At 51.9% G+C, this 19970-nt stretch carries 20 protein-coding genes; 15 read left to right on the forward strand and 5 right to left on the reverse strand.

Annotated elements, in window-relative coordinates:
* Position 1 precedes the first annotated feature (1 nt).
* Genes flgB through ACI48J_RS12180 form a run of 3 tightly spaced genes read left to right on the forward strand, consistent with a single transcriptional unit; the run spans position 2 to position 1939 of the window.
* Positions 2–403 (forward strand): flagellar basal body rod protein FlgB, encoded by a 402-nt coding sequence (flgB, locus tag ACI48J_RS12170; RefSeq protein ID WP_405082950.1) that lies wholly within the window; start codon positions 2–4, stop codon positions 401–403.
* A 57-nt stretch (positions 404–460) separates the two neighbouring features.
* On the forward strand, positions 461–1231 hold the full coding sequence (locus tag ACI48J_RS12175) for a TerC family protein (protein ID WP_326050280.1): 771 nt from the start codon (positions 461–463) through the stop codon (positions 1229–1231).
* Between the two features lie 57 nt (positions 1232–1288).
* The gene (locus ACI48J_RS12180; protein WP_405082951.1) at positions 1289–1939 is read left to right on the forward strand and encodes a DedA family protein; all 651 of its coding nucleotides are present in this window, start codon (positions 1289–1291) and stop codon (positions 1937–1939) included.
* A gap of 128 nt (positions 1940–2067) precedes the next feature.
* On the opposite strand, the gene ACI48J_RS12185 is transcribed toward ACI48J_RS12180, so the two are convergent.
* Positions 2068–2709 carry a beta-class carbonic anhydrase gene (locus ACI48J_RS12185; protein ID WP_405082952.1) on the reverse strand — a complete coding sequence of 214 codons (642 nt, stop codon included), beginning with the start codon at positions 2707–2709 and terminating at the stop codon, positions 2068–2070.
* 478 nt (positions 2710–3187) lie between these two features.
* On the opposite strand from ACI48J_RS12185, the gene ACI48J_RS12190 reads away from it, so the two are divergent.
* From ACI48J_RS12190 to ACI48J_RS12205, 4 genes are all read left to right on the forward strand, one after another.
* Positions 3188–3976 (forward strand): GNAT family N-acetyltransferase, encoded by a 789-nt coding sequence (locus ACI48J_RS12190; RefSeq protein ID WP_405082953.1) that lies wholly within the window; start codon positions 3188–3190, stop codon positions 3974–3976.
* Positions 3977–4153: 177 nt separating this feature from the next.
* The gene (locus ACI48J_RS12195) at positions 4154–4708 is read left to right on the forward strand and encodes a GNAT family N-acetyltransferase (RefSeq protein ID WP_405082954.1); all 555 of its coding nucleotides are present in this window, start codon (positions 4154–4156) and stop codon (positions 4706–4708) included.
* Positions 4709–5155: 447 nt separating this feature from the next.
* Complete coding sequence (locus ACI48J_RS12200; protein ID WP_405082955.1) at positions 5156–6877, forward strand: proline--tRNA ligase; 1722 nt, start codon at positions 5156–5158, stop codon at positions 6875–6877.
* 401 nt (positions 6878–7278) lie between these two features.
* Positions 7279–8817, forward strand: a complete 1539-nt coding sequence (locus ACI48J_RS12205; protein ID WP_405082956.1) for an ABC-F family ATP-binding cassette domain-containing protein — start codon at positions 7279–7281, stop codon at positions 8815–8817.
* Positions 8818–8962: 145 nt separating this feature from the next.
* Here ACI48J_RS12205 and ACI48J_RS12210 read toward each other — a convergent pair whose 3' ends face one another.
* The gene (locus tag ACI48J_RS12210) at positions 8963–9967 is read right to left on the reverse strand and encodes an MFS transporter (RefSeq protein WP_405083212.1); all 1005 of its coding nucleotides are present in this window, start codon (positions 9965–9967) and stop codon (positions 8963–8965) included.
* A gap of 9 nt (positions 9968–9976) precedes the next feature.
* Positions 9977–10477, reverse strand: coding sequence for an NUDIX domain-containing protein (locus ACI48J_RS12215; RefSeq protein ID WP_405082957.1), 501 nt, complete (start codon positions 10475–10477; stop codon positions 9977–9979).
* A 219-nt stretch (positions 10478–10696) separates the two neighbouring features.
* Between ACI48J_RS12215 and ACI48J_RS12220 the strand changes: the two genes are divergently transcribed.
* From ACI48J_RS12220 to ACI48J_RS12230, 3 genes are all read left to right on the forward strand, one after another.
* Positions 10697–11797 carry a threonine aldolase family protein gene (locus ACI48J_RS12220; RefSeq protein ID WP_405082958.1) on the forward strand — a complete coding sequence of 367 codons (1101 nt, stop codon included), beginning with the start codon at positions 10697–10699 and terminating at the stop codon, positions 11795–11797.
* Between the two features lie 202 nt (positions 11798–11999).
* Positions 12000–12680, forward strand: a complete 681-nt coding sequence (locus ACI48J_RS12225; protein WP_405082959.1) for a metallophosphoesterase family protein — start codon at positions 12000–12002, stop codon at positions 12678–12680.
* Positions 12681–12958: 278 nt separating this feature from the next.
* A complete protein-coding gene (locus ACI48J_RS12230) occupies positions 12959–13564 on the forward strand; it encodes a VanZ family protein (protein ID WP_405082960.1) in 606 nt (201 codons plus the stop codon).
* A 101-nt stretch (positions 13565–13665) separates the two neighbouring features.
* Here ACI48J_RS12230 and ACI48J_RS12235 read toward each other — a convergent pair whose 3' ends face one another.
* Positions 13666–14565 (reverse strand): LysR family transcriptional regulator, encoded by a 900-nt coding sequence (locus tag ACI48J_RS12235; protein ID WP_405082961.1) that lies wholly within the window; start codon positions 14563–14565, stop codon positions 13666–13668.
* A gap of 137 nt (positions 14566–14702) precedes the next feature.
* On the opposite strand from ACI48J_RS12235, the gene ACI48J_RS12240 reads away from it, so the two are divergent.
* From ACI48J_RS12240 to ACI48J_RS12250, 3 genes are all read left to right on the forward strand, one after another.
* Positions 14703–16196 carry a UbiD family decarboxylase gene (locus ACI48J_RS12240; protein ID WP_405082962.1) on the forward strand — a complete coding sequence of 498 codons (1494 nt, stop codon included), beginning with the start codon at positions 14703–14705 and terminating at the stop codon, positions 16194–16196.
* Positions 16197–16264: 68 nt separating this feature from the next.
* A complete protein-coding gene (locus ACI48J_RS12245) occupies positions 16265–16831 on the forward strand; it encodes a UbiX family flavin prenyltransferase (RefSeq protein ID WP_326050258.1) in 567 nt (188 codons plus the stop codon).
* An 81-nt stretch (positions 16832–16912) separates the two neighbouring features.
* A complete protein-coding gene (locus tag ACI48J_RS12250; RefSeq protein ID WP_405082963.1) occupies positions 16913–17497 on the forward strand; it encodes a YdeI family protein in 585 nt (194 codons plus the stop codon).
* A gap of 165 nt (positions 17498–17662) precedes the next feature.
* On the opposite strand, the gene ACI48J_RS12255 is transcribed toward ACI48J_RS12250, so the two are convergent.
* Positions 17663–18208: a DUF6022 family protein gene (locus ACI48J_RS12255; RefSeq protein ID WP_405082964.1), complete on the reverse strand. Its 546-nt coding sequence runs from the start codon at positions 18206–18208 to the stop codon at positions 17663–17665.
* Between the two features lie 414 nt (positions 18209–18622).
* Here ACI48J_RS12255 and ACI48J_RS12260 point away from each other — a divergent pair, with 414 nt between their 5' ends.
* Both ACI48J_RS12260 and ACI48J_RS12265 read left to right on the forward strand, forming a co-directional pair.
* Complete coding sequence (locus ACI48J_RS12260) at positions 18623–19276, forward strand: TetR/AcrR family transcriptional regulator (protein WP_405082965.1); 654 nt, start codon at positions 18623–18625, stop codon at positions 19274–19276.
* A gap of 88 nt (positions 19277–19364) precedes the next feature.
* Complete coding sequence (locus tag ACI48J_RS12265; RefSeq protein WP_405083213.1) at positions 19365–19940, forward strand: NAD(P)H-dependent oxidoreductase; 576 nt, start codon at positions 19365–19367, stop codon at positions 19938–19940.
* The last annotated feature ends 30 nt before the right edge of the window (positions 19941–19970 follow it).

The raw sequence follows: 19970 nt of genomic DNA on the forward strand, positions 1-19970 counted from the left end.
CATGCTAGTTTCTTCGACGACCCGGATGAACGAGAAGGCGCTCGACATTGCGGCGGCCAGGCATCAGGCGATCCTGAGCAATCTTGCAAATGTGGATACCCCCGGTTACAAGAGTCGGTTTGTTTCCTTCGAGGAGGAGCTGAAGAAAGCGACGGAAGGTAAGATGCCTTTGGAAGGGATTACGTCCCACAAGCGGCATTTCAAGATTTCCGGTTCGGGAGAAGCCGGTCTCATTAACACCGCGGTTCTCGGTCCGTATGTTTTCAATACCAATGGAAATAGTGTAGATATGGATTACGAGATGTCCTTGATGGCTAAAAATCAGCTGGCTTACTCGGTTTTCGCCGAAAGGGTAAGCGGTCATTACAAGAAAATGAACGGGCTGCTCAGAGACTTGAAATAATCTGCCCGGTCAAAGATTTAACTCAAACTCAAACTCAAAACTGCAGGAGGATAACGTATGGATGTTTCGCTAATTCTCGAATACGGCTGGGTGCTGCTCGTGCTTGTCGGTCTGGAAGGACTGCTCGCGGCGGACAATGCCCTCGTACTTGCCATCATGGTCAAACATTTACCGGAAGAAGAAAGGAAAAGGGCGCTCTTCTACGGATTGGCTGGCGCTTTCGTCTTCCGTTTTCTATCGCTGTTCATTATTTCTTTTCTCGTTGATGTCTGGCAGGTTCAAGCCATCGGTGCGGTTTATCTGATCTTCATCGCACTCAATCATATTTTTCGCAAAGTTCTGGTCAAGAAGGGCGAAACCGGCAGCACAAAAGAGAAAGAGGTCAAAGCGGGCTCTTCATTTTGGGTGACGGTTTTCAAGGTCGAGCTGGCCGACATCGCTTTTGCGGTGGATTCCATTCTCGCGGCTGTCGCTTTGGCGGTGGCTCTGCCGGAAAGCGGCCTGCCCAGAATCGGAGGGATGGACGGGGGACAATTTTTCATCGTCTTTGCGGGCGGGCTCATCGGATTGATCATTATGCGTTTTGCCGCTTCCTACTTCGTGAATCTTCTTAACCGGAGACCCGGCCTGGAAATTGCGGCGTTTGTCATTGTGGGATGGGTAGGGGTCAAGTTGATTGTGTATACCTTGTCGCATCCGGCGCTTTCCGTTCTGCCCGAAGGATTTGCGAAGCTGCCGGCATGGAAATATACGTTTTACGCGGTTCTGGTTCTTATTGCCTTGTGCGGCTGGTTTCTGTCGAAAGAAAAAAAAGAAACGGCAGTCTGAAAGAGCTGAGATGCGGAATTCCGTTCGTTTGACAAAAGACGGGGAGGAGAGATGCGAATGGAGCAGTGGATTACGGAAACGATGGAGGCATTCGGATATTTCGGCATCTTCCTGCTGGTCGCACTGGAAAACCTATTCCCTCCGATTCCTTCGGAGGTCATCCTGACCTTAGGCGGTTTCATGACGACCACATCCGCATTGACGGCATTCGGTGTTATCCTGGCCGCAACCGCCGGTTCCGTTGCGGGGGCCGTCTGCTTGTACGGGGCCGGAAAGCTGATGTCGATGGAACGCCTGCAATCGCTAGCCGCGCGGTACGGTAAGATTCTCCGTCTGAAACCGGAGGATATCGGAAAAGCGGGCTCCTGGTTCGACAAATACGGAGTATGGGCCGTGTTTCTCGGACGGCTCGTGCCCCTGGTCCGCAGTCTGATTTCAATTCCGGCGGGAAGTGCGGGCATGAGCTTCGTTCCTTTCCTGCTTCTTACTACGGCGGGTTCGCTTATTTGGAACAGTGTCCTTGTCTATGTCGGGGCAGCCGTAGGCGCATCTTGGGAGACGATTGTGGGCTATATGGACATCTATTCCACCGTTATTTATGCGGGACTGGCTCTGTCCTGCGCGCTTGTCGGTTTCCTCTACGTGCGCAGGCGGATCGTTAAGAGCGAACGGGGGAAAAAATCGTTCGAGATCGGTAACGATAAGTAAAGGACAGGACAAGCCTTCGTGCTGAAAGAAGCCGGTAAAAGAAGCCGTATCCGTTCCGGCAGGCAGCGGAAAGACGGATAAAGGGGTGCCCGCAAATTCCGCGGGCACCCCTTCCTTTTTCTGCTGCGCTATTCATTTCTCCTTTCAATTGTGGCGTCTAATGAAGCGGCTTCTGCATTCAGAAGCGCGGACACACCTTCTTTCGGCTGAATGTGTTTTCCCTCAACGACTACATCGAGCCGTCCGGTAACCGGATGAATAACCAGCCCGTGTACAAGAACCGATTCCGGGAACAGCGGATGTGATCGTATCATGCAAACACTGTTTGCAATGCTTTCTTCTATACTGGTAAAACCGGTCAGCCACCCGTCCAGATCAATGCCGGCATCCGACAGCGTCTGCATATAAGGATCTGAGACACCGAACTGCCGGATGCTTTCCCTCTCATCGGCGCTTCTAAAATTCGCCAGCCCGCATTCGTGATGACCGATCACATAGACTTCCTTAGCCTTCAGTTTGCAAATGGCAAGCAGGATGTTTCTCAGGATGCTTCCGGACGGATGAGACACGACTGCGCCTGCATTTAGAATAACTTCGGCATCTTCGTTCCGAATTCCGAGCGCCTTGGACAGGAGTTCCGGAATCTGAGTGTCCATGCAGGCGAGGATCACTATTTTGGTTTCCGGGTATCGGATTGTCTGAAAGGGGAGAGCCTGTTTTTCCTGCACGATAATACGGTTGTGAGCGAGTATTTCCTCTATATATGACATGCCATACGACCTCCTTTCCATGAAATTTGAAAGCATGAATTACAAATATTAGTAAAAATACATACTTATGTTAATTTGAGTTTTGAGTTTCGTAAATAATAAAATCCAACGAAAATTGATACTTTACAATCAAATACCCTGCTCTATCGAAAATAATGTATGTTCACGGATGTATAAAAGCCGAAGCCGTTATCTTGTACGGCGGCCCGGAGCAAGGCTGCAAGGGTCCCATTCTTTACGGAGATTTAGGACTGACCCCGCACCGACGATGTTTTGAAAGTACTGGCTTGAGGTTTAACTAAAACGTGCGGTTTCATTCGAAAAAAACGGATAGATCATCTTAAATACCCGGCTGGCGCATTCTTACGGGATGCGTCTTTTTTTGCCTCGGCCGCGTACTTGATATACGCCATCCTGTCCGTGCTTTTTTCGCCGGGCTAAGGTAAGCTTAACGTATATGAATCAAGGAGGGGCCGGGATGAACGAACCGGGGATGGTTACGTTAAACACCGAGAATATCAGCCGGGAACATATTTGCTGTGCGATATCGGATAAGAAATGCGCCAACGGAGTCCAGTTGAAAAAGGCATGGCTGCAGCAGCGCTTTCAGGAAGGTTTGCGTTTCAAAAAGCTGGATGTCCGGCAGAAAGTATTCATCGAATATATTCCGGCGGAATACGCCTGGTGTCCGGTGGAAGCTCCCGGTTACATTTATATCAACTGCTTCTGGGTAGCCGGCTCGTACAAAGGCAAGGGCTACGGTAAAAAGCTTCTCGGGGAATGCCTGGAGGAAGCGGGCGCGACGAATGGGGCGATAGCGGTAACAAGCCATACAAAGCGGCCCTATTTGTCCGACAAATCTTTTTTTGTCCGTAACGGATTCGAAGTGTGCGATCAGGCGCCTCCTTATTTCGAGTTAGTCGTGCAGAAATTCAAGGAAGGCGCTCCGACACCGAAGTTTAAACAAAGCGTTCATGAGCAGAGAGTGGACGTTGTAAAAGGATTTCAGGTTCTGTACACCGCCCAGTGTCCCTATACGGATCATTACGTGGGAGAGCTTGCGGATTGTGCACGCGAACGTTCCATCCCGGTTGAAACCAGAAGAATCGCATCCACTGAAGAAGCTCAATCCGCACCGACGCCTTACACCAGTTACAGCTTGTTTTATAACGGTCATTTTATCACACACGAGATTTTGACCCGGAACAAGTTCGAGAAAAATCTAGATGGCTGGATACAAAAGTACGGATTGCCGGGTGTCGAATAGACAGTCTATCTGCCGCCTGCGGACGAGCTGCCGGAGAAGAAAGCTGCCTGTAAATTGGATTGGGGAGGTTGGAAGATGAAGGAGAAATACGTGTTTCGTTAAGTCCGCGGACCTCCGGGTATCCGTTCGTTCCTCATGCTTGTGAGGTTGCAAAAACGAACAGCCGGGAGGATGGACATGGATATACGGATCAGAGAATTAACCGCGGAGGATGAATTCGAGGGCATTGAGGTGGACGGGAGCTTTATCGTCGATTCCGTTCTCGTCCTTACTCTTGAGAACGGTCGGATCGGTTATGCGGTTGAAGAAGTGCCCCGCTATACCAAAAGGTATGCGGACGAGCCCGACGGGGAAACGGAAGACACCGGGTATGCAGGCTATATCGGAAATCCCGATCAAGTCATGTACCTGGCCTGCACGGATAACCGGATCGCAGGTCAAATTCTGCTTAGGAAGAACTGGAATGGGTACGCTTATGTCGAGGACATTAAAGTAGACCCCGCCTACCGAAGATACGGCGTCGGCCGCAGGCTGATTGACCAGGCCAAGATTTGGGCGAAGGCAGGGGGAATGCCGGGGATCATGCTGGAGACGCAGAACAATAACGTCCGGGCCTGCAAATTTTATGAAAGCTGCGGGTTTGTCCTAGGCGGATTCGACTCCTGCTTGTATAAAGGTCTCGACAAACAAAGCAATGAAATTGCGCTGTACTGGTACCTGATGCTCGTTTAAAATTATACCTCCCTGAACCGTATCTTGCCGTTTGGCGGAGGCAATTTTTACATGGATAGTAACAACCGGCAAGGAGGCAAGATCGGGTGGACAAAATCGTCATTCTCTTCTTGACGGCGGCACAACTTTCATGTAAATTGATAAAAATAATTACACGTAAAAAGCGTTGAACAAGGATACAGAGTTCAGCGGTCGCCGTACAGAGATGAAACCCGCCGGCTGAAAGGTTTCACGAAGCGATTGGACTCTCTCCCGCCTTGCCAGCTGTAACGGAACCCTCATTTGAGGATGCTGGTTAACCGTTACCGGGTCATGCCGTTATCCGGATGAGGACCTCGCACGCCTGCGCGGTTGAATTAGGGTGGTAACACGACACATTCGTCCCTGACGGATGTGTCTTTTTGTTTTATAGGGGTTTCGTCATGATCATACAAAGGAGAGGGAACAATGCGCCAGAGCCGATTATTACTCACAACTTTACGAGAATCTCCCGCGGACGCCGAAGTGATCAGTCACCGGCTCATGCTGCGGGCGGGATTTATCCGCCAACTGGCGGCGGGGATTTATACTTACCTGCCTCTTGGAAGAAGAGTTCTGCGCAAGGCGGAGCAGATCGTACGCGAGGAGATGGATAGGGCGGGAGCCCAGGAGATGCTTATGCCGGTTATGCAGCCTGCCGAGCTGTGGAAAGAATCGGGCAGATACTCGGTGTACGGCCCGGAATTGATGCGCCTGAACGACCGGCACGACCGGGAATTCACGCTGGGACCGACTCATGAGGAAGTCATTACTTCGATCGTGCGGGGGGAAATAAATTCTTACCGGAAACTGCCGGTCACGCTCTATCAGATCCAGACGAAATTCCGGGATGAGCGGCGTCCCCGTTTCGGTCTGCTGCGCGGACGAGAGTTTCTAATGAAAGACGCCTATTCCTTCGATGCCAATTGGGAAGGGCTGGATGAATCGTACCGGCAGATGTTTCAAGCTTACAACCGGATACTAACGCGGTGTGAAGTAAATTTCCGTGCAGTCGAGGCCGACGCGGGTGCGATAGGCGGAGAAGGCGGCACTCATGAATTTATGGCGCTGGCCGATGTTGGGGAAGATACGATTGCCGCTTGCACCGTTTGTGAATATGCGGCTAATCTGGAGCAAGCGGAATCACGGACCGTGCGGACGGATTCCGTCGAACGATCGGAGGAAAAGGCCGTTAAGTTTCATACGCCCGGCATACGCACGATCGGTCAGCTCGTTCAGTCGCTGGGAATTCGTCCTTCCGATATAATGAAAACGATTGTTTATACGGCCGATGCCAGACACGTCGCCGTTGTCGTAAGAGGTGACCGGGAAGTGAACGAAATTAAAGTGAAAAATTATCTCCGGGCCGATGATCTCTCTATAGCGGATGCGGCAGCCGTGGAGGAAGCAACCGGCGCGCCTGCGGGTTTTGTCGGGCCTTTGGGCCTGAACATTCCCCTTCTGGTTGATAAAGAGGTCCTCGGCATGGCGTTTGGAATCGCAGGGGCCAACGAAGCGGACTATCATTACAGAAACCTCGATCCGGGCCGCGACTTGGCGGATCCGGAAGTCGGCGATTTCCGTCAAGCGGCGGAAGGAGACAGATGTCCGCGTTGTACCGAAGGCGTGCTGAAATTATCGCGCGGGATTGAAATCGGGCATGTATTTAAACTGGGAACGAAGTACAGTGATAAACTGGAAGCGTCTTTCCTGGACGCGGCGGGGAATAGCACCCGCATGATAATGGGCTGTTACGGAATCGGCGTTTCCCGTATTCTTTCCGCCGTGATCGAGCAGAATCATGATACCAACGGTATAATATGGCCTCTGGCTCTGGCGCCTTATCAGGTTCATGTTATTCCGGTCTCAATCAAAGACGACGTTCAAGTTCAAGCGGCGAATGATATTTACCGGCGTCTTCAAGAGAACGGGATCGAGGCGCTGATGGATGACAGAGACGAACGCCCCGGTGTTAAATTCAAGGATTCGGATTTGATCGGGATTCCATTCCGCATTGTAATCGGCAAAGACGCCGGGCAAGGCAAAGTGGAGTTTGCAGAACGCAGAAGCGGGTTGAAAGAAACCATCACAATCCAAGCTGCTTGCGAGCGGATTCTCGATCGGGTTCGTCTTTCCAAACCCGCGCATTGACAAGGGCGCAGGAGCGTTATAAAATAGTTCCAAATGAAAGGGAGTATTCCGCATGAACCGCTGGGAAACTGAAAAACGATATCCAAAACGCTGCTCCGAACAATCGGAACTAAACGATGAAACGTTGTCCGGAGCTTAATCGAGAAGCGAAACGCTTTTCATTCATCGGCTGATAGCTTTCAAATTTCGCATGAAACCCTCGTGCTTATTTGGGCTGCTGTCCGCCGGTTAGATTAAGGCTGCAGACAATATTTTGTCTGCAGCCTTTTGTGATACCTTGTTCAGTTTCCGGCTGAAGATCGTATTGCTGTATTTGCACGCAAAATACAGAAAGCAGAAGGCTTGTGCCGTATCGGCGCAATCTTTCTGCTTTTTTTTATAGGGAAAAGGAGAAGACAAACATGAGCTTACTGGAGATTACGGGCATGTCCCACTCGTTCGGAGACAGAACGTTGTATAAACAGGTCGATTTTGAATTGTTCAAAGGGGAACATTTGGGTGTCGTCGGGCAGAACGGCACGGGAAAAAGCACCCTGCTGAGCATTTTAACGGGAGAGATTATACCCGACGAGGGAACGGTCCGATGGCAGTCGAACATCCGGATCGGTTATCTCGACCAGTACGCCGTCATCGACGGAAACCGGACAATAGGGGAGTATTTGAAAACGGCTTTTGCCTCCTTGTTCGAGCTGGAAACGAAAATGAACGCCCTCTATGAAGAAAGTGCAAGCACCGGAAAGGAAGAACCGCTGCTGAAAGCCGCACACTATCAGGAAGAGCTGGAGAGGCTGCAATTTTATGAGGTGGACAGTACAATTCAGAAGGTCGTGAACGGGCTCGGGCTGAGCGCCATCGGAACCGGCCGTCTTATTCAAGAATTGAGCGGAGGGCAGCGGGCCAAGGTCATTCTGGCCAAGCTTCTTCTGGAAAAACCGGATGTGCTGCTGCTCGACGAGCCTACGAATTTTCTCGATAAAGAGCATGTTAGCTGGTTGGCGGATTATTTAACGTCCTTAACGAACGCTTTCGTCGTGATTTCGCATGATGCTGTCTTTCTCGATAAAATCACGACCGGCATCTGCGATATCGAAGGCGGAACAATCAAAAAATACCCGGGCCGATATTCGCATTTCCTCCGGCAAAAGGAGCATTTGCGGGAGGATCATATCCGGCAGTACAACGCCCAGCGGAAAACGATTCAAAGGACGGAGGCGTATATCCGTAAGAATAGGGCCGGAGTTAACTCCAGAATCGCCCGCGGACGCCAAAAGCAGCTGGATAAAATCGAGCGGATCGAGGCGCCTGCATTTGCCGCGAGGCCGTTCATCCGCTTTAGGGAACTGCCGCTTGGGTCTCAGACGGCTCTTCGCGTAAACGAACTGGAAGCCGGGTATGCGGCGCCTCTGCTGCCCAAGTTAACTTTTTCCGTCAGAAGCGGGGAAAAGATCGTCATCACCGGATTTAACGGGATCGGAAAATCCACGCTGCTCAAAACGCTCATGCGAAGGATTCCGGTTATTTCCGGCGGATTCCGTTTCGGGGAACATGTTAAGACCGGCTACTATGAGCAGGACTTGATCTGGGAAGACGACACTCTGACACCGGTTCGGTTTTTAGCCGACTGTTATCCGCAGCTGAACAACAAAGAAATCCGGCGTCATTTGGCTCAATGCGGAGTAAATGAAGCGAGAGCTTCCCAAACACTTCGTACGCTGAGCGGAGGGGAGCAGTCGAAAGTGAAACTGTGCGGTTTACTGCTTTCGCCCTGCAACGTGCTCATCATGGACGAACCGACCAATCATCTGGATGCCGAAGCGAAAGCCGCTTTGCGCGACGCCTTGATTCACTTCGGCGGCACCCTTATTCTGGTGTCACATGAACAGAAATTTTATGAGGGATGGGTGGACCGGGTTCTCGAAATCGGCAGCAGGAAGAGCTGATTGGATGAGGAAGGCTATACGCGTGCCATCGTAACCAGTTTTGTGGAAAAGAAAAGTACCGGGAAGCGGGCCGTTTTCGTTTGGCCTGCATGTCCCGGTGCTTTTTTTGGCCGGAAGAGAATGAAAACATGCAGATCTGCTTGAATTAACGTGAAGTTTCACTCGAATGTTTCTGCTTGCCGCTCTGCAGACCGGCTGAAAACACAAGCGCGATAATCACCGCCGCAGCTATGGCCAGAAAAGCATCGGAGTAAGGAGCGGCGTCCAGAGCATAGAACGGGTTCAGCGGATTTTGTGCGGCTTCTTTACGCGCCGCCAGAAAGGCTCCGATAACGGAAGCGCCTGTTCCGGCCCCGAGGAATAAGGCCCCTTGGAAGATTCCGAGCCCCGCGCCGAGCTGTTCGTTTTCGAGCGTACTTGCAGCAGCGTTGTTCGCCGGCGAATTCGTAAAGGCGACGCCGAAGCCCAGTCCGAGCATTCCGGCCGAAGCCAGCAGAGGAGAACTCCCCGCTGCAAAAGTGGAAATGAACAAAAGCGAAATGCCCATGACCGAAAGTCCGGCGACGACGGGTATTTTAGCTCCGATCCGGTCGGAAAGACGGCCGGCCGCAGGGGAAAAGACGGCCACAGCCGCGGCGCCCGGCAGCAGGACAAGTCCGGCTGCCCCGGGGGAAAGGCCGTTGACTTCGACGATCAGAAGCGGCACGAAGACAAGCGACGAGACGTAAGCGAACATCGTGAAGAAACCTGTCAAGACTGCGGCCATGTAGCCTTTGTTTGCCAACAAGGCAGGTGGAAGGAACGGGTGCTCCGCCGTGAAAATTCGCCGGATGAAGGCGGCTGCCATAAGACCAGCACCTGCCAGACTGCCCCGGGAGGATAACGACCGGAATCCCTCCGCCTGTCCCTCAGTGACGCCGAAAAGGAATAAACCCGCCGCCAGGCCGAACGCGATCCCGCCAAGCAGATCGAAACGGCGCTCTTTGGCGGTCTCGGTTTCGGTTCCGGGATTTCCGCCCGGGAGTACATAAAGGGCGCAGGGAACAAGCGCGAGCAGCAGCACCAAAGTAATCCAGAAGAGCGCGGGCCAGCCGAACAGCTGGCCGACAAGACCGCCGAAGATCGGCCCGGCTGCCGTTCCGATGCCGATATAACTTCGCTACATAAGATTTTTCAAGTAATCATTCTTCCACTGAAAATAAACTTCGTTCTTTTCTTCTCTTGAAAACAAATGCTTAGGGTAAGGCAAGGCCAGTTCAGGTATCTGTTCCGGACAGAAATAACGAAGTTCGGCTGTTTCGCTGTCCATGGGATTCAAGGTGCCGGATTGAACGACGCAATCGAACATCATGATGTTATACTCCACTTTATGTCCGTTCGGGTATTGATAGCGGTACTCCATTCCGCCGAATACGCCTATCAACTTGCTCGGAAAAACATATAATCCTGTTTCTTCGCGCACTTCGCGCACTATCGCTTCGGCAGGCGTCTCGCCAAGTTCAATAGCTCCTGCGGGCAGGCTCCATTTCTCGCCGTTTCCTTTGTTTTGAAATAAAACTTCTCCCGACTCATTACGAACGATTCCCGCAACGCTTGGCACGAAGATCCATTCACTGCCTACTTTTTTTCGCAGATTTCTATAATAATCAGACATTCCCATTTCGACTACCCCCTTAATTTTTTATGCAAAACAGTAGTATTCGTTCTTGATTGGGAACTTCCTTCTAATGTACCCAGTCTTATTGCTTATCTATGAAAAAGGACGACCCACTCGTGTGGTTGTATGAAAAACGTCGTTTTCACCTGAAAAAATCAATTTCTTATGCGGGCGGGATTTAGTATGCTAAGAGATAAGACTTTACCGCAAGGGGGATGCTGGATGAACGATAAAGAATGTTTAAAAGAGGCCTTCAAACGGGCGCCTTATCCGCTGGGCGGCAACGGGCCCCGGGACATCGGAATCTTGAAGAAGGTCTTTGACGAGATTGAGGGAACGCTGGAAAGCGACGTTTACGGAACGGGGACGCTGATTGAGGAGTTTCAAAGCAAAATAGCCGCCTATCTGGGCAAGGAAACGGCCGTGTTTTTCCCGAGTGGAACGATGGCGCAGCAAATTGCGCTAAGAATCTGGTGCGATGAAAAAGGAAGCAGGCGGGTCGCGTATCATCCGCTCTGTCACCTGGAAATACACGAGGAAGACGGCTTGAAGGAGCTGCACCATATAGAGCCGGTTTTGCTGGCCGACAAGGACCGGCTGATTACGCTCGAGGATGTGAAGCAGTTAGACGGTGAAATTTCATGTCTGCTTCTGGAGCTGCCGCAGCGGGAAATCGGCGGCCAACTGCCGGCATTCGAAGAGCTGGCGGCCATTTCGGTTTACTGCCGCGGAAGAGGTATTAAGCTTCATCTGGACGGGGCGAGATTGTTCGAAATTACGCCTTACTACCAAAAATCGGCCGCTGAGATATGTGCGCTTTTTGACAGCGTGTACGTGTCCTTCTACAAAGGAATCGGCGGAATTGCAGGAGCCGTGCTGGCGGGCGACAGTGATTTTACGGAACGGTCCAAAGTGTGGAAAAGACGCCACGGCGGCGATCTGATTAGTCTTTACCCGTACATAATCACGTCGGATTATTATTTCGACCGGCGGATCGGCAGGATGGCACAGTACTTCGGGGAAGCGAAGGAACTTGCCGCTTTCTTCAATGAATGCGAGGGCGCTTATACAATACCCGCGGTTCCGGTGTCCAACATGTTCCATATCCATTTTAAGCTGCCGGAGACCGTTATCCTCCCGATCCTTACGGAAGTATGCGAGGCCACGGGGGTAGGATTGACTTCTTGGCTGCATGAACGTGAAGAAGGAACCTGCTACACCGAGATCAGCGTGGGTGACCGGTACGAGAATGTGCCCAAAGACAAGATCCGGGAAGCCTTCCGCCTGCTGAAGGAGAAGCTGGAAGCGGCGTTACCCGCGTAAGCGGAGCAGTCCGATTAGATACCGGGACCTTCCTTATTCGCCTGTCCGGCATGGAGAGGATGGAAGGAAGGACTTAGTCGTACAGCCGAAGCACGGATATTAATTAAGGATGTTAATTATCTGATATATTTAATCTCATTAACTATTTCGTTGAATCATTTTTCATCCGTCTGTCATCTATGCACACGAAAGAAGGAACGATATGAAACGAACTCTCGTTATCAGCGACATACATGGGGAAATAGACAAATTTACAAGGCTGCTGGAAAAGGCGAGCTACAATCCCCGGCAGGATCAGTTGATTTTGCTCGGCGATTACGTGGATAAGGGGCCCGATTCCAGACGAGTGGTGGAGAAGGTGATGCAGCTTCACCGGGAAGGCGCGATCGTTCTCAAAGGGAACCACGATCATATGATGGTCAAATCGTTCGAACGGGACCCTGTATTCATCGAACGCTGGTTCCGGAACGGGGCACGTGCGACATTGACCAGCTATGAACATCCGGGAGCCGCTTCGGAAGCTCCTGCTCCCGAAACATTGGAGCTTACGCCTCTGCTGGAGGAACACCTTTCCTTTTTGGGCGGCCTTCAAACCTACCATGAAACCGAAGATACCATTTTTGTTCATGCCGGGGTACATCCTTTGACTTCGCTTGCAGAGACGGATGCTCATGTGCTGATGTGGATCCGCGACGAGTTTCACAAGGGCTACCGGGGCGAGAAAACGGTCGTGTTCGGGCACACCATAACGGAAACCCTTCACGGCAAGCGGGATGTTTATTTCGGCGACAACAACATCATCGGAATCGACGGCGGAGCCGTATACGGAGGGGTGCTGCACTGCCTCGAGCTGCCGGGCCGGAACGTCTATTCCGTTGACTAAACAACCTTTTGCACCGGAAAATGATTCTTGAAAAACGCACTCGCGAAGCGAGAGGACCTCTTAAAAAACCGTTCAGTTTCTGAACGGTTTTTTTCTTTTCTAAACGATTGTATAGAAGAAAGCAACAATTCCTTAATAAAGGCTTTACGTTTCGTTTCGGAATGAAAGCCGCCCTCCGTTGTATAATGCAAACAAACGTCTCCTGTAGACCGATTCATTATCGAAGAACTGCATGTGCGGCCGCTAATTTTGCAGACAAGAAAGGACTATACTCACCCATGTATCAAGGTAAGCTGCGTAAAATGACTCTACTCCTGTTAGGCTTATACACCGGATTGATTTTCTATTTCTTATATATCGGATTTAACCGCAGTTCGCATCTTGCAGACCGGGGCATGCGCTTCAATTTGATTCCGCAAGGAATTCCGCTGCATTATCCGATAGGCAGAGACTTTCATAGCTGGTTTTTCGAATTCGGCAACTTTGCTGCTTTTGTTCCTTTCGGGCTGCTCATTCCGCTCTTGTTCCGCTGCAAATTCGTCCCGTTTATTGTGTGCTTCCTGGCGTCGATCACGTTTCTGGAAACTTTGCAAATGCTTACCCGATTAGGGGCTTTCGATATCAACGACATCGTGATTAATACGTTAGGAGCTGCCGTAGGCTTCTTGGCTCAGCGCTTAGTTCCCGGCAGCCGGGACAGTTTGCGGGGCATGGTCCGGCTTGTTTTGATGACGATCATCCTTTCGGCCGGTACGGTTGCCGCTGTCGGAGGGATGAATGATTCGATGGAAAAAGGAAACGGCCGCTATCTTTTCAAGCCGCAGGAATCTCCGTCACACAGTGTGGTGTTGAATCACGACGTGCAGCCGCAGAGGGCTGAATAAGCCGTCCATCACTCTTGTCCCGCACGCAGCTGACGGCAAGCGGGGTTTTTAGTGTCGCATGCCTACAAGCATTCCTCAGCCGAGCGACTGCAATGCGGTAATTAGTGCAGGGAGCCGATCAGCAGCTCTTTGAAGTTGCGGGCCGCTTGAGATACAAATTGATGTTCAAGCGTAATGATCGCGGTATCGGATTCGATCGGCGGATCAATCTCGGCATAGCGGACCTGTCCGGGCTTTTTGAGAAGCAAAGCCGACCGGGGCACGATGGAAATCCCGAGACCGGAGTCCGTCAAAATCATCAGCGTCGAGACGTCGGGGCTCTCGCATACGAGATTCGGCTCGAAGCCGGACGTTTTGCACGTTTCGATAAATTTGTGGTAGACGCCGTAATCGCCCTGGCCCCGGAGGATCAGCAGCGGCGAGGAGGCAAGTTCATTAACCGGAACGGAATTCCCGTCGGGCAGTTTCCATTCGGGAGGGAACACCGCCACCAAAGGCTCCGTTTGCAAGCGGTGTATGGAAACTCCGGGCATGCGGTCCGCCAAATACGATTGCAAAGGAAGTCTGACGATTCCCATTTCGATCACTTTGTTTTGCAGAAGTTCCTCCACCCGGAACGAATCGGCCTCCCATAGTTGAAAAGAGACATGGGGGGAACCGAGCCGGAACTGCTTCATCACGGCCGGCAAGTACGGAACGCAGGACATAACGGTGCCGATGGACAGGGTTCCTCTCAATCCATTCTGCTGCTCTTTAATTTCGGCGATTACCCCGTCGATGGAGTGCAGGATTTCTTTGGCCCGCTTATAGAACGTCCATCCTGCCGGGGTGATTTCGAATTTCTTATTTTCGCGGTCGATCAGGGTAACGCCCAGTTCTTCCTCGAGTGCCTTGAGCTGCAAGCTGAGGGGAGGCTGAGCCATGTGCAGACGCTGCGCCGCTTTCGTAATTTGCCCTTCTTCGACAATCGTCAGGAAGTAGTACATTTTTTTGAAGTCCATAGCGGAAGAAAGCACTCCATTCAAGAGATGATATATTTTATATATGCCAAACAGCTATTATATATATTTTACATATATTTAAAAGGAGAAGTAAACTGAACTGGCGAGAATGAATGAATACCGCCAGGAGGTGCGCGATGAAAAAGCCAATCATAAGCTTTCGCGACTATGTAGAAACCCTCGACGGGTACGGGGATCTGTTTACCGTGGATCAAGAAACGGACTGGAATCTGGAGATGGGCGCCATGATCCGATACGCGTACGAGCTGCCTGCTCCGGCTCCTCTTTTTACAAAAGTAAAGGACAGTACACCCGGCTTTCGGGTACTCGGTGCGCCGGTAGGCCTAAGCCCCGACAAGCGGCATCCGTATTTGAGAATCGCGCTTTCTTTGGGCCTGCCGGTCCATTCGACACTCTCCGAACTTGTGGAAGAGTGGTCGTATCTTCCGGATGCGGAACCGATACCGCCGCGGGAGACGGCGGACGCGCCCTGCAAGGAAAATAAGCTCTTCGGCGAAGAGATTGATCTTACCCGTCTGCCGGTTCCCTATATCCATGTCGGAGACGGGGGGCGTTATTTGAACACCTATGGCGTCATGATCGTTCGGTCCCCGGACGGCTCCTGGGTGAACTGGTCGATTACCCGGGTGATGCTTCACGACGAACGGACAATGGCCGGAGTCATCGTTCCTACCCAGCACTTGGGTAAGATTTACGCGCAGTGGAGAGAGATCGGGCAGCCTATGCCGTACGCTCTTTGTCTCGGGGCCGATCCCGGTATCGCCATGATAGCCGGATATCCCCTTCCCAACGGAACGAGCGAAGCCGAATTGCTCGGCGGCTGGTATGGCGAGCCCGTTGAGGTCGTGCGCTGCGAAACGAACGATTTAAAAGTACCGGCCGCGAGTGAAATGGTCATCGAAGGGGTGGTTTCGCTTCAGGATACGCTGCCCGAAGGCCCTATGGGCGAATACGCCGGGTATACCTGGGTGGGACACCGGAAGCCCGTTCCGTGTTTTAAGGTGACGGCGATGACTCATCGTAACAATCCGATCATGCCCGTCGTCGCCGCGGGCGTGCCCCCGGAAGAAAATCATACCAACTGGGGAGTCGCCATCGCGGCGAGTATCCGGCATGAACTGCGCAAGCGCCGTCTTCCGGTAACCGCCTGTCTCGTTCCTTTCGAGTCGGCCGTGCACTGGCTCGTTGTTACCGTAGACACTCGCTCGGAGGAAGCGGCAGAGAGGGCAAACGATTCTCTGGCGCGTCAAATCGGGGAAGCGGTATTTTCCTCGCGCGGTGGGTCCTACATCCCTAAAGTGATCGTCGTAAACGACGACATCGACCCCGCCCGCATCGAACAAGTCGTCTGGGCGCTCGCTACCCGAAGCCACCCGGATAAAGTCATTCTTTTTCCCGGACAGAAAGTGCTGCCGCTGGTCGCTTATCTCGATTCGCATGAGAAGGAGGCGGGAACAACGACCAAGGTCGTCTACAACTGCTTGTCATCCGACGAATGGCCCAAAGATTACAGGCCGCTGGAAGCTTCTTTCGCGGGTTACCCGGATGAACTCCGGGAGCAAGTTCGGGAGCGGTTTAGAAGCTGCGGAATGATCAGTGAACGTGGATAAGAAGCGGTAAACGTCCAGGCGGCGATCCGGCGGTTTAAGAATAAATCACGGGGAAGGAGAAGATAGGTGTGAAAGTTATCGTAGGCATTTCGGGCGCGACCGGCGCCATTCTGGGAATCCGTCTGCTGGAGGGGTTAAAGGAGGCGGGGATTGAAACGCACGTGGTCATCTCCCCTTGGGCCGCCGCCAACATTCAACTGGAAACGGCCTATACGGTGAAGGAAGTGGAACAGCTTGCGGACTATTCCTACGCGCATAAAGATCTGGGAGCCGTCATTTCCAGCGGATCTTACCGGATGGACGCCATGATCGTCGCGCCCTGCAGCATGAAGACGCTGGCCTCGATCCGGCTCGGCTTAAGCGACAATCTGATCGCGCGCGCGGCGGATGTTCTTTTGAAAGAACGGAAAAAACTCGTTTTGTTAACGCGTGAAACGCCTCTCAGCGATATTCACCTGGAACATATGCTGGCTCTGTCCCGAATGGGAACGACGATTTTTCCGCCGGTGCCGGCCTTTTATAACCATCCTCAAAATATCGAAGATCTTATCCGGCATATCGTGATCCGGACAATCGATCAATTGGGCATAACCCTGCCTGCGGCCAAAAGATGGGGCGGCATGAAGGAAGCTTGACCCGTATTGAAGCAAACCTTCTCTTGACGTATAGTTGAACTATCCAGCATAACTATCCAGGACAGGGAGGAAGCGGAACCCATGAGCAAGAAAGCGCCCGAGCTGCCGGTTCTTTGCTTTGAGAATCAAGAAGCGTTTGAGATTTGGCTCGAAAGCAATCATGAAGCATCGCCTGGAATTCTTCTGCAAATCGCGAAAAAAAATGCCCGCCTTGTTACGGTTTCTTATCAGGAAGCCCTTGAAAGCGCGCTCTGTTACGGATGGATCGACAGCCAGAAGAAAGCATTCGACGACCAGTCGTGGATTCAGCGGTTTACGCCGCGCGGGGCCAGAAGCATCTGGTCCAAGGTGAATAAAGACAAAGCGGAGCAGCTCATCGCGGACGAGAGAATGAAGCCGGGGGGCTTCAAGGCGATTGAAGACGCCAAGCGCAGCGGTCAGTGGGACAAGGCTTACGAACCGCAAAGCAGCGGCGCCGTGCCGGAAGATTTTGCCGCCAGACTGGAGCTTAATGCCCGGGCTAAAGCGTTTTACGATACGTTAAACAAGCAAAACAAGTTTGCGATCCATTTTAGAATTCAGAATGTTAAAAAGCAGGAAACCCGGGAAAAACACATTCTGCAGTTTATCGAAATGCTTGAACGAGGCGAAAAAATTTATCCCTGACCGGGCGTGAGCTGTATATCTGCGGCTTATACCGAAAACCGCTTACTTGCTGATCTAAATAAGAGCCGGTGAAAGAGGGACAAGCCGCCGAAGAAGACTGAGCGAATCAGTCTTCTTTTTTATGAGGTCTCGAATAGCCGAGCCTGCACGGCCGCTCTGCCTTGTTTACTGCTCCAGGCTGCGCAAATAATTCTCGTACTCGACGCTGAATTCGAGCGCTTGTTTAAAATCGGAGGACATGCGGGACAAGGCCTCTACGATGTCCTGCTGCCTCGTCTCGGTAAGCGCGATAATTCCCGGACGGCGGGGAATACGAAACCGGGTATGATCATGGTAAGTAATGGTGACTATGGTACCGACAGGCGGACCCTCGGTTGGATGAAGCGTACTCCACATCCAGCGCTCCTGATCGCTTTGGTCCGGATTCCGCCCCCATTCGCGGGAAATATCGAAATTACCCGGCAGGCGGGGCTCCGGCCGCAGTCCGGCTTCATTTAGCTGGCGGTGTACCGGCAGGAAGAGCAGGTTCAAGTACGTTCCGTAAGCCGGATCTCCCGCTTCCGCGTAAGCTTTCAGCAGCCGGTCGTTCTCTTTAACCAGAATCTCCTGCCAGTTCTCGCGAACATGAGATTCAATAAAGGCGGCGACGGCTCCGATCTTGTTTTGCGGCTGTTCTCTCAAGAAATCGCTTAATGCTTGGGTTGTAGGCATATGAGGCGTGAACTCCCTTCGCGTTAACCATTTTATGGAATGCAGTTCCATCTTACAACATGCATGCAAATGATAACCTTACCTTCGAAGATCAGGCTGCTGAAGCCGGTTTAGGCATGAAACATTAGCAAGTACTTTAAGCGGGTACATGATTACATGCAGCGGATTCGAAGCCTTTTTTAAGGATCAACTGCTGGAATTCGGTAAACTGACCGGTAAAGAAGACAAGGCGAAAGAATGGGGCGACGGGTGGTAGACAAAAATCAGCGGTCCGAAGCCGCAGATCCAAGCCGCCTGAGGCAGCAGAACGGTGTCCATCCTAAATCCGTAACCTTGGGCCTGGCGGTTGACAACACCGTTTTATTTTTTCTATAATGGCATGGATTTTAAAGACGGAACTAAAGGTGAAGCGGCATGTCTCCACGTACTAAGGAACAAAACGAAGCGATCCGGAATCAGCGCAAACAAGAAGTGCTGCAGGCGGCTGTTCAGGTCTATGTCGAGAAAGGCTATGCGGCGGCCGAAATGGGGGATATAGCGGATCGGGCGGGACTCGCTCACGGTCTCGTTTATTATTATTTCAAAAACAAGAAAGCATTGTTCCGCGAGCTTTACGAGACCATGATGGAAGAATCCAAATGCTTTACGAAAGCTTATTTTGAGCAAAAGGGGTCCGTGTCAGACCTGTTCGAGAGTTATGCCCGGGTCGTCTGCGAACGGGTCAGGGTTAATCCCGCGATTCCGCGTTTTTACATGCGGATTAGTTTGGATGTGCATCATTTGTATACGCCGGAGGAATTCTCTCCGTTTTCGTGGGTGAAAAGCTTTTTGCAGGAGATGACTCAGGCCATTGAAAAAGGGATCGGAGAAGGCACGATTCGGACGGGTAATCCCGATCTTATGGCGAGACAGTTCTGGGGAGCCGTGTCGCAAGGGATGAATTACTTGGATCAGGCTCAGCAGGAATGGATGGCAAACGGCATGCCGGAGACGGAAAAGAAGGAACAATGGGAGAAGGCTTTGACTCAGGTGGTGGAGTCGTCCGTTTCCATCTTAAGGCTGCGCTAAATTTTTTTATTTTAATATTGACTTATAACTCAATCAAAAATAAAATGTGGGAAAGGGGAGTGATGTTTGTCTGAAAACGTTAGTCGTCGTGGCTCATCCGAATTTGCAGCAGTCCCGTGTCAACAAACGTTGGGTGGAGGAATTGAAAAAACATCCCGGCGAGGTTACCGTGCATGAACTGTACGGCGCGTATCCGGAGAAGGTATTGGATATCGGGCGGGAGCAGGCTTTGCTGGCGGAATGTGAACGTCTCGTGCTGCAGTTTCCGCTTCAATGGTACAGCACACCGCCGCTTCTGAAGCAGTGGCTCGATGAAGTGTTCACAACGGGATGGCTGTTCGGTCCGGGCGGTAAAGCCGTAGCCGGAAAAGAACTCCTGCTCGCCGTTTCTATCGGGGGAGCGGAGGAGACTTATGAGGCGGGCGGCCTGATCGGGTACACGATCAGTGAATTGACCCGCCCTCTGCAAGCGTTCGCCAATCAGATCGGCATGACGATGCTTCCGCACTTTAAATTTCACGGTGCGAATCAGGCGGCGGACGAACAGATCGAGAGCAGCGCGGAGCGATACGTCAGGCATATCTTGACTCCCGAGCTTGATCCCCGGATTGCCCGGCGGAGAATGCTTAATGACATGAAACAGAAGATGCAGGCCTCCCTGTAAAAACAAAGCCGATGCTCCCCACACGGGGAA

Source organism: Paenibacillus chitinolyticus (genome assembly GCF_045038035.1).
In the GTDB taxonomy this organism is placed as follows: domain Bacteria; phylum Bacillota; class Bacilli; order Paenibacillales; family NBRC-103111; genus Paenibacillus_F; species Paenibacillus_F chitinolyticus_A.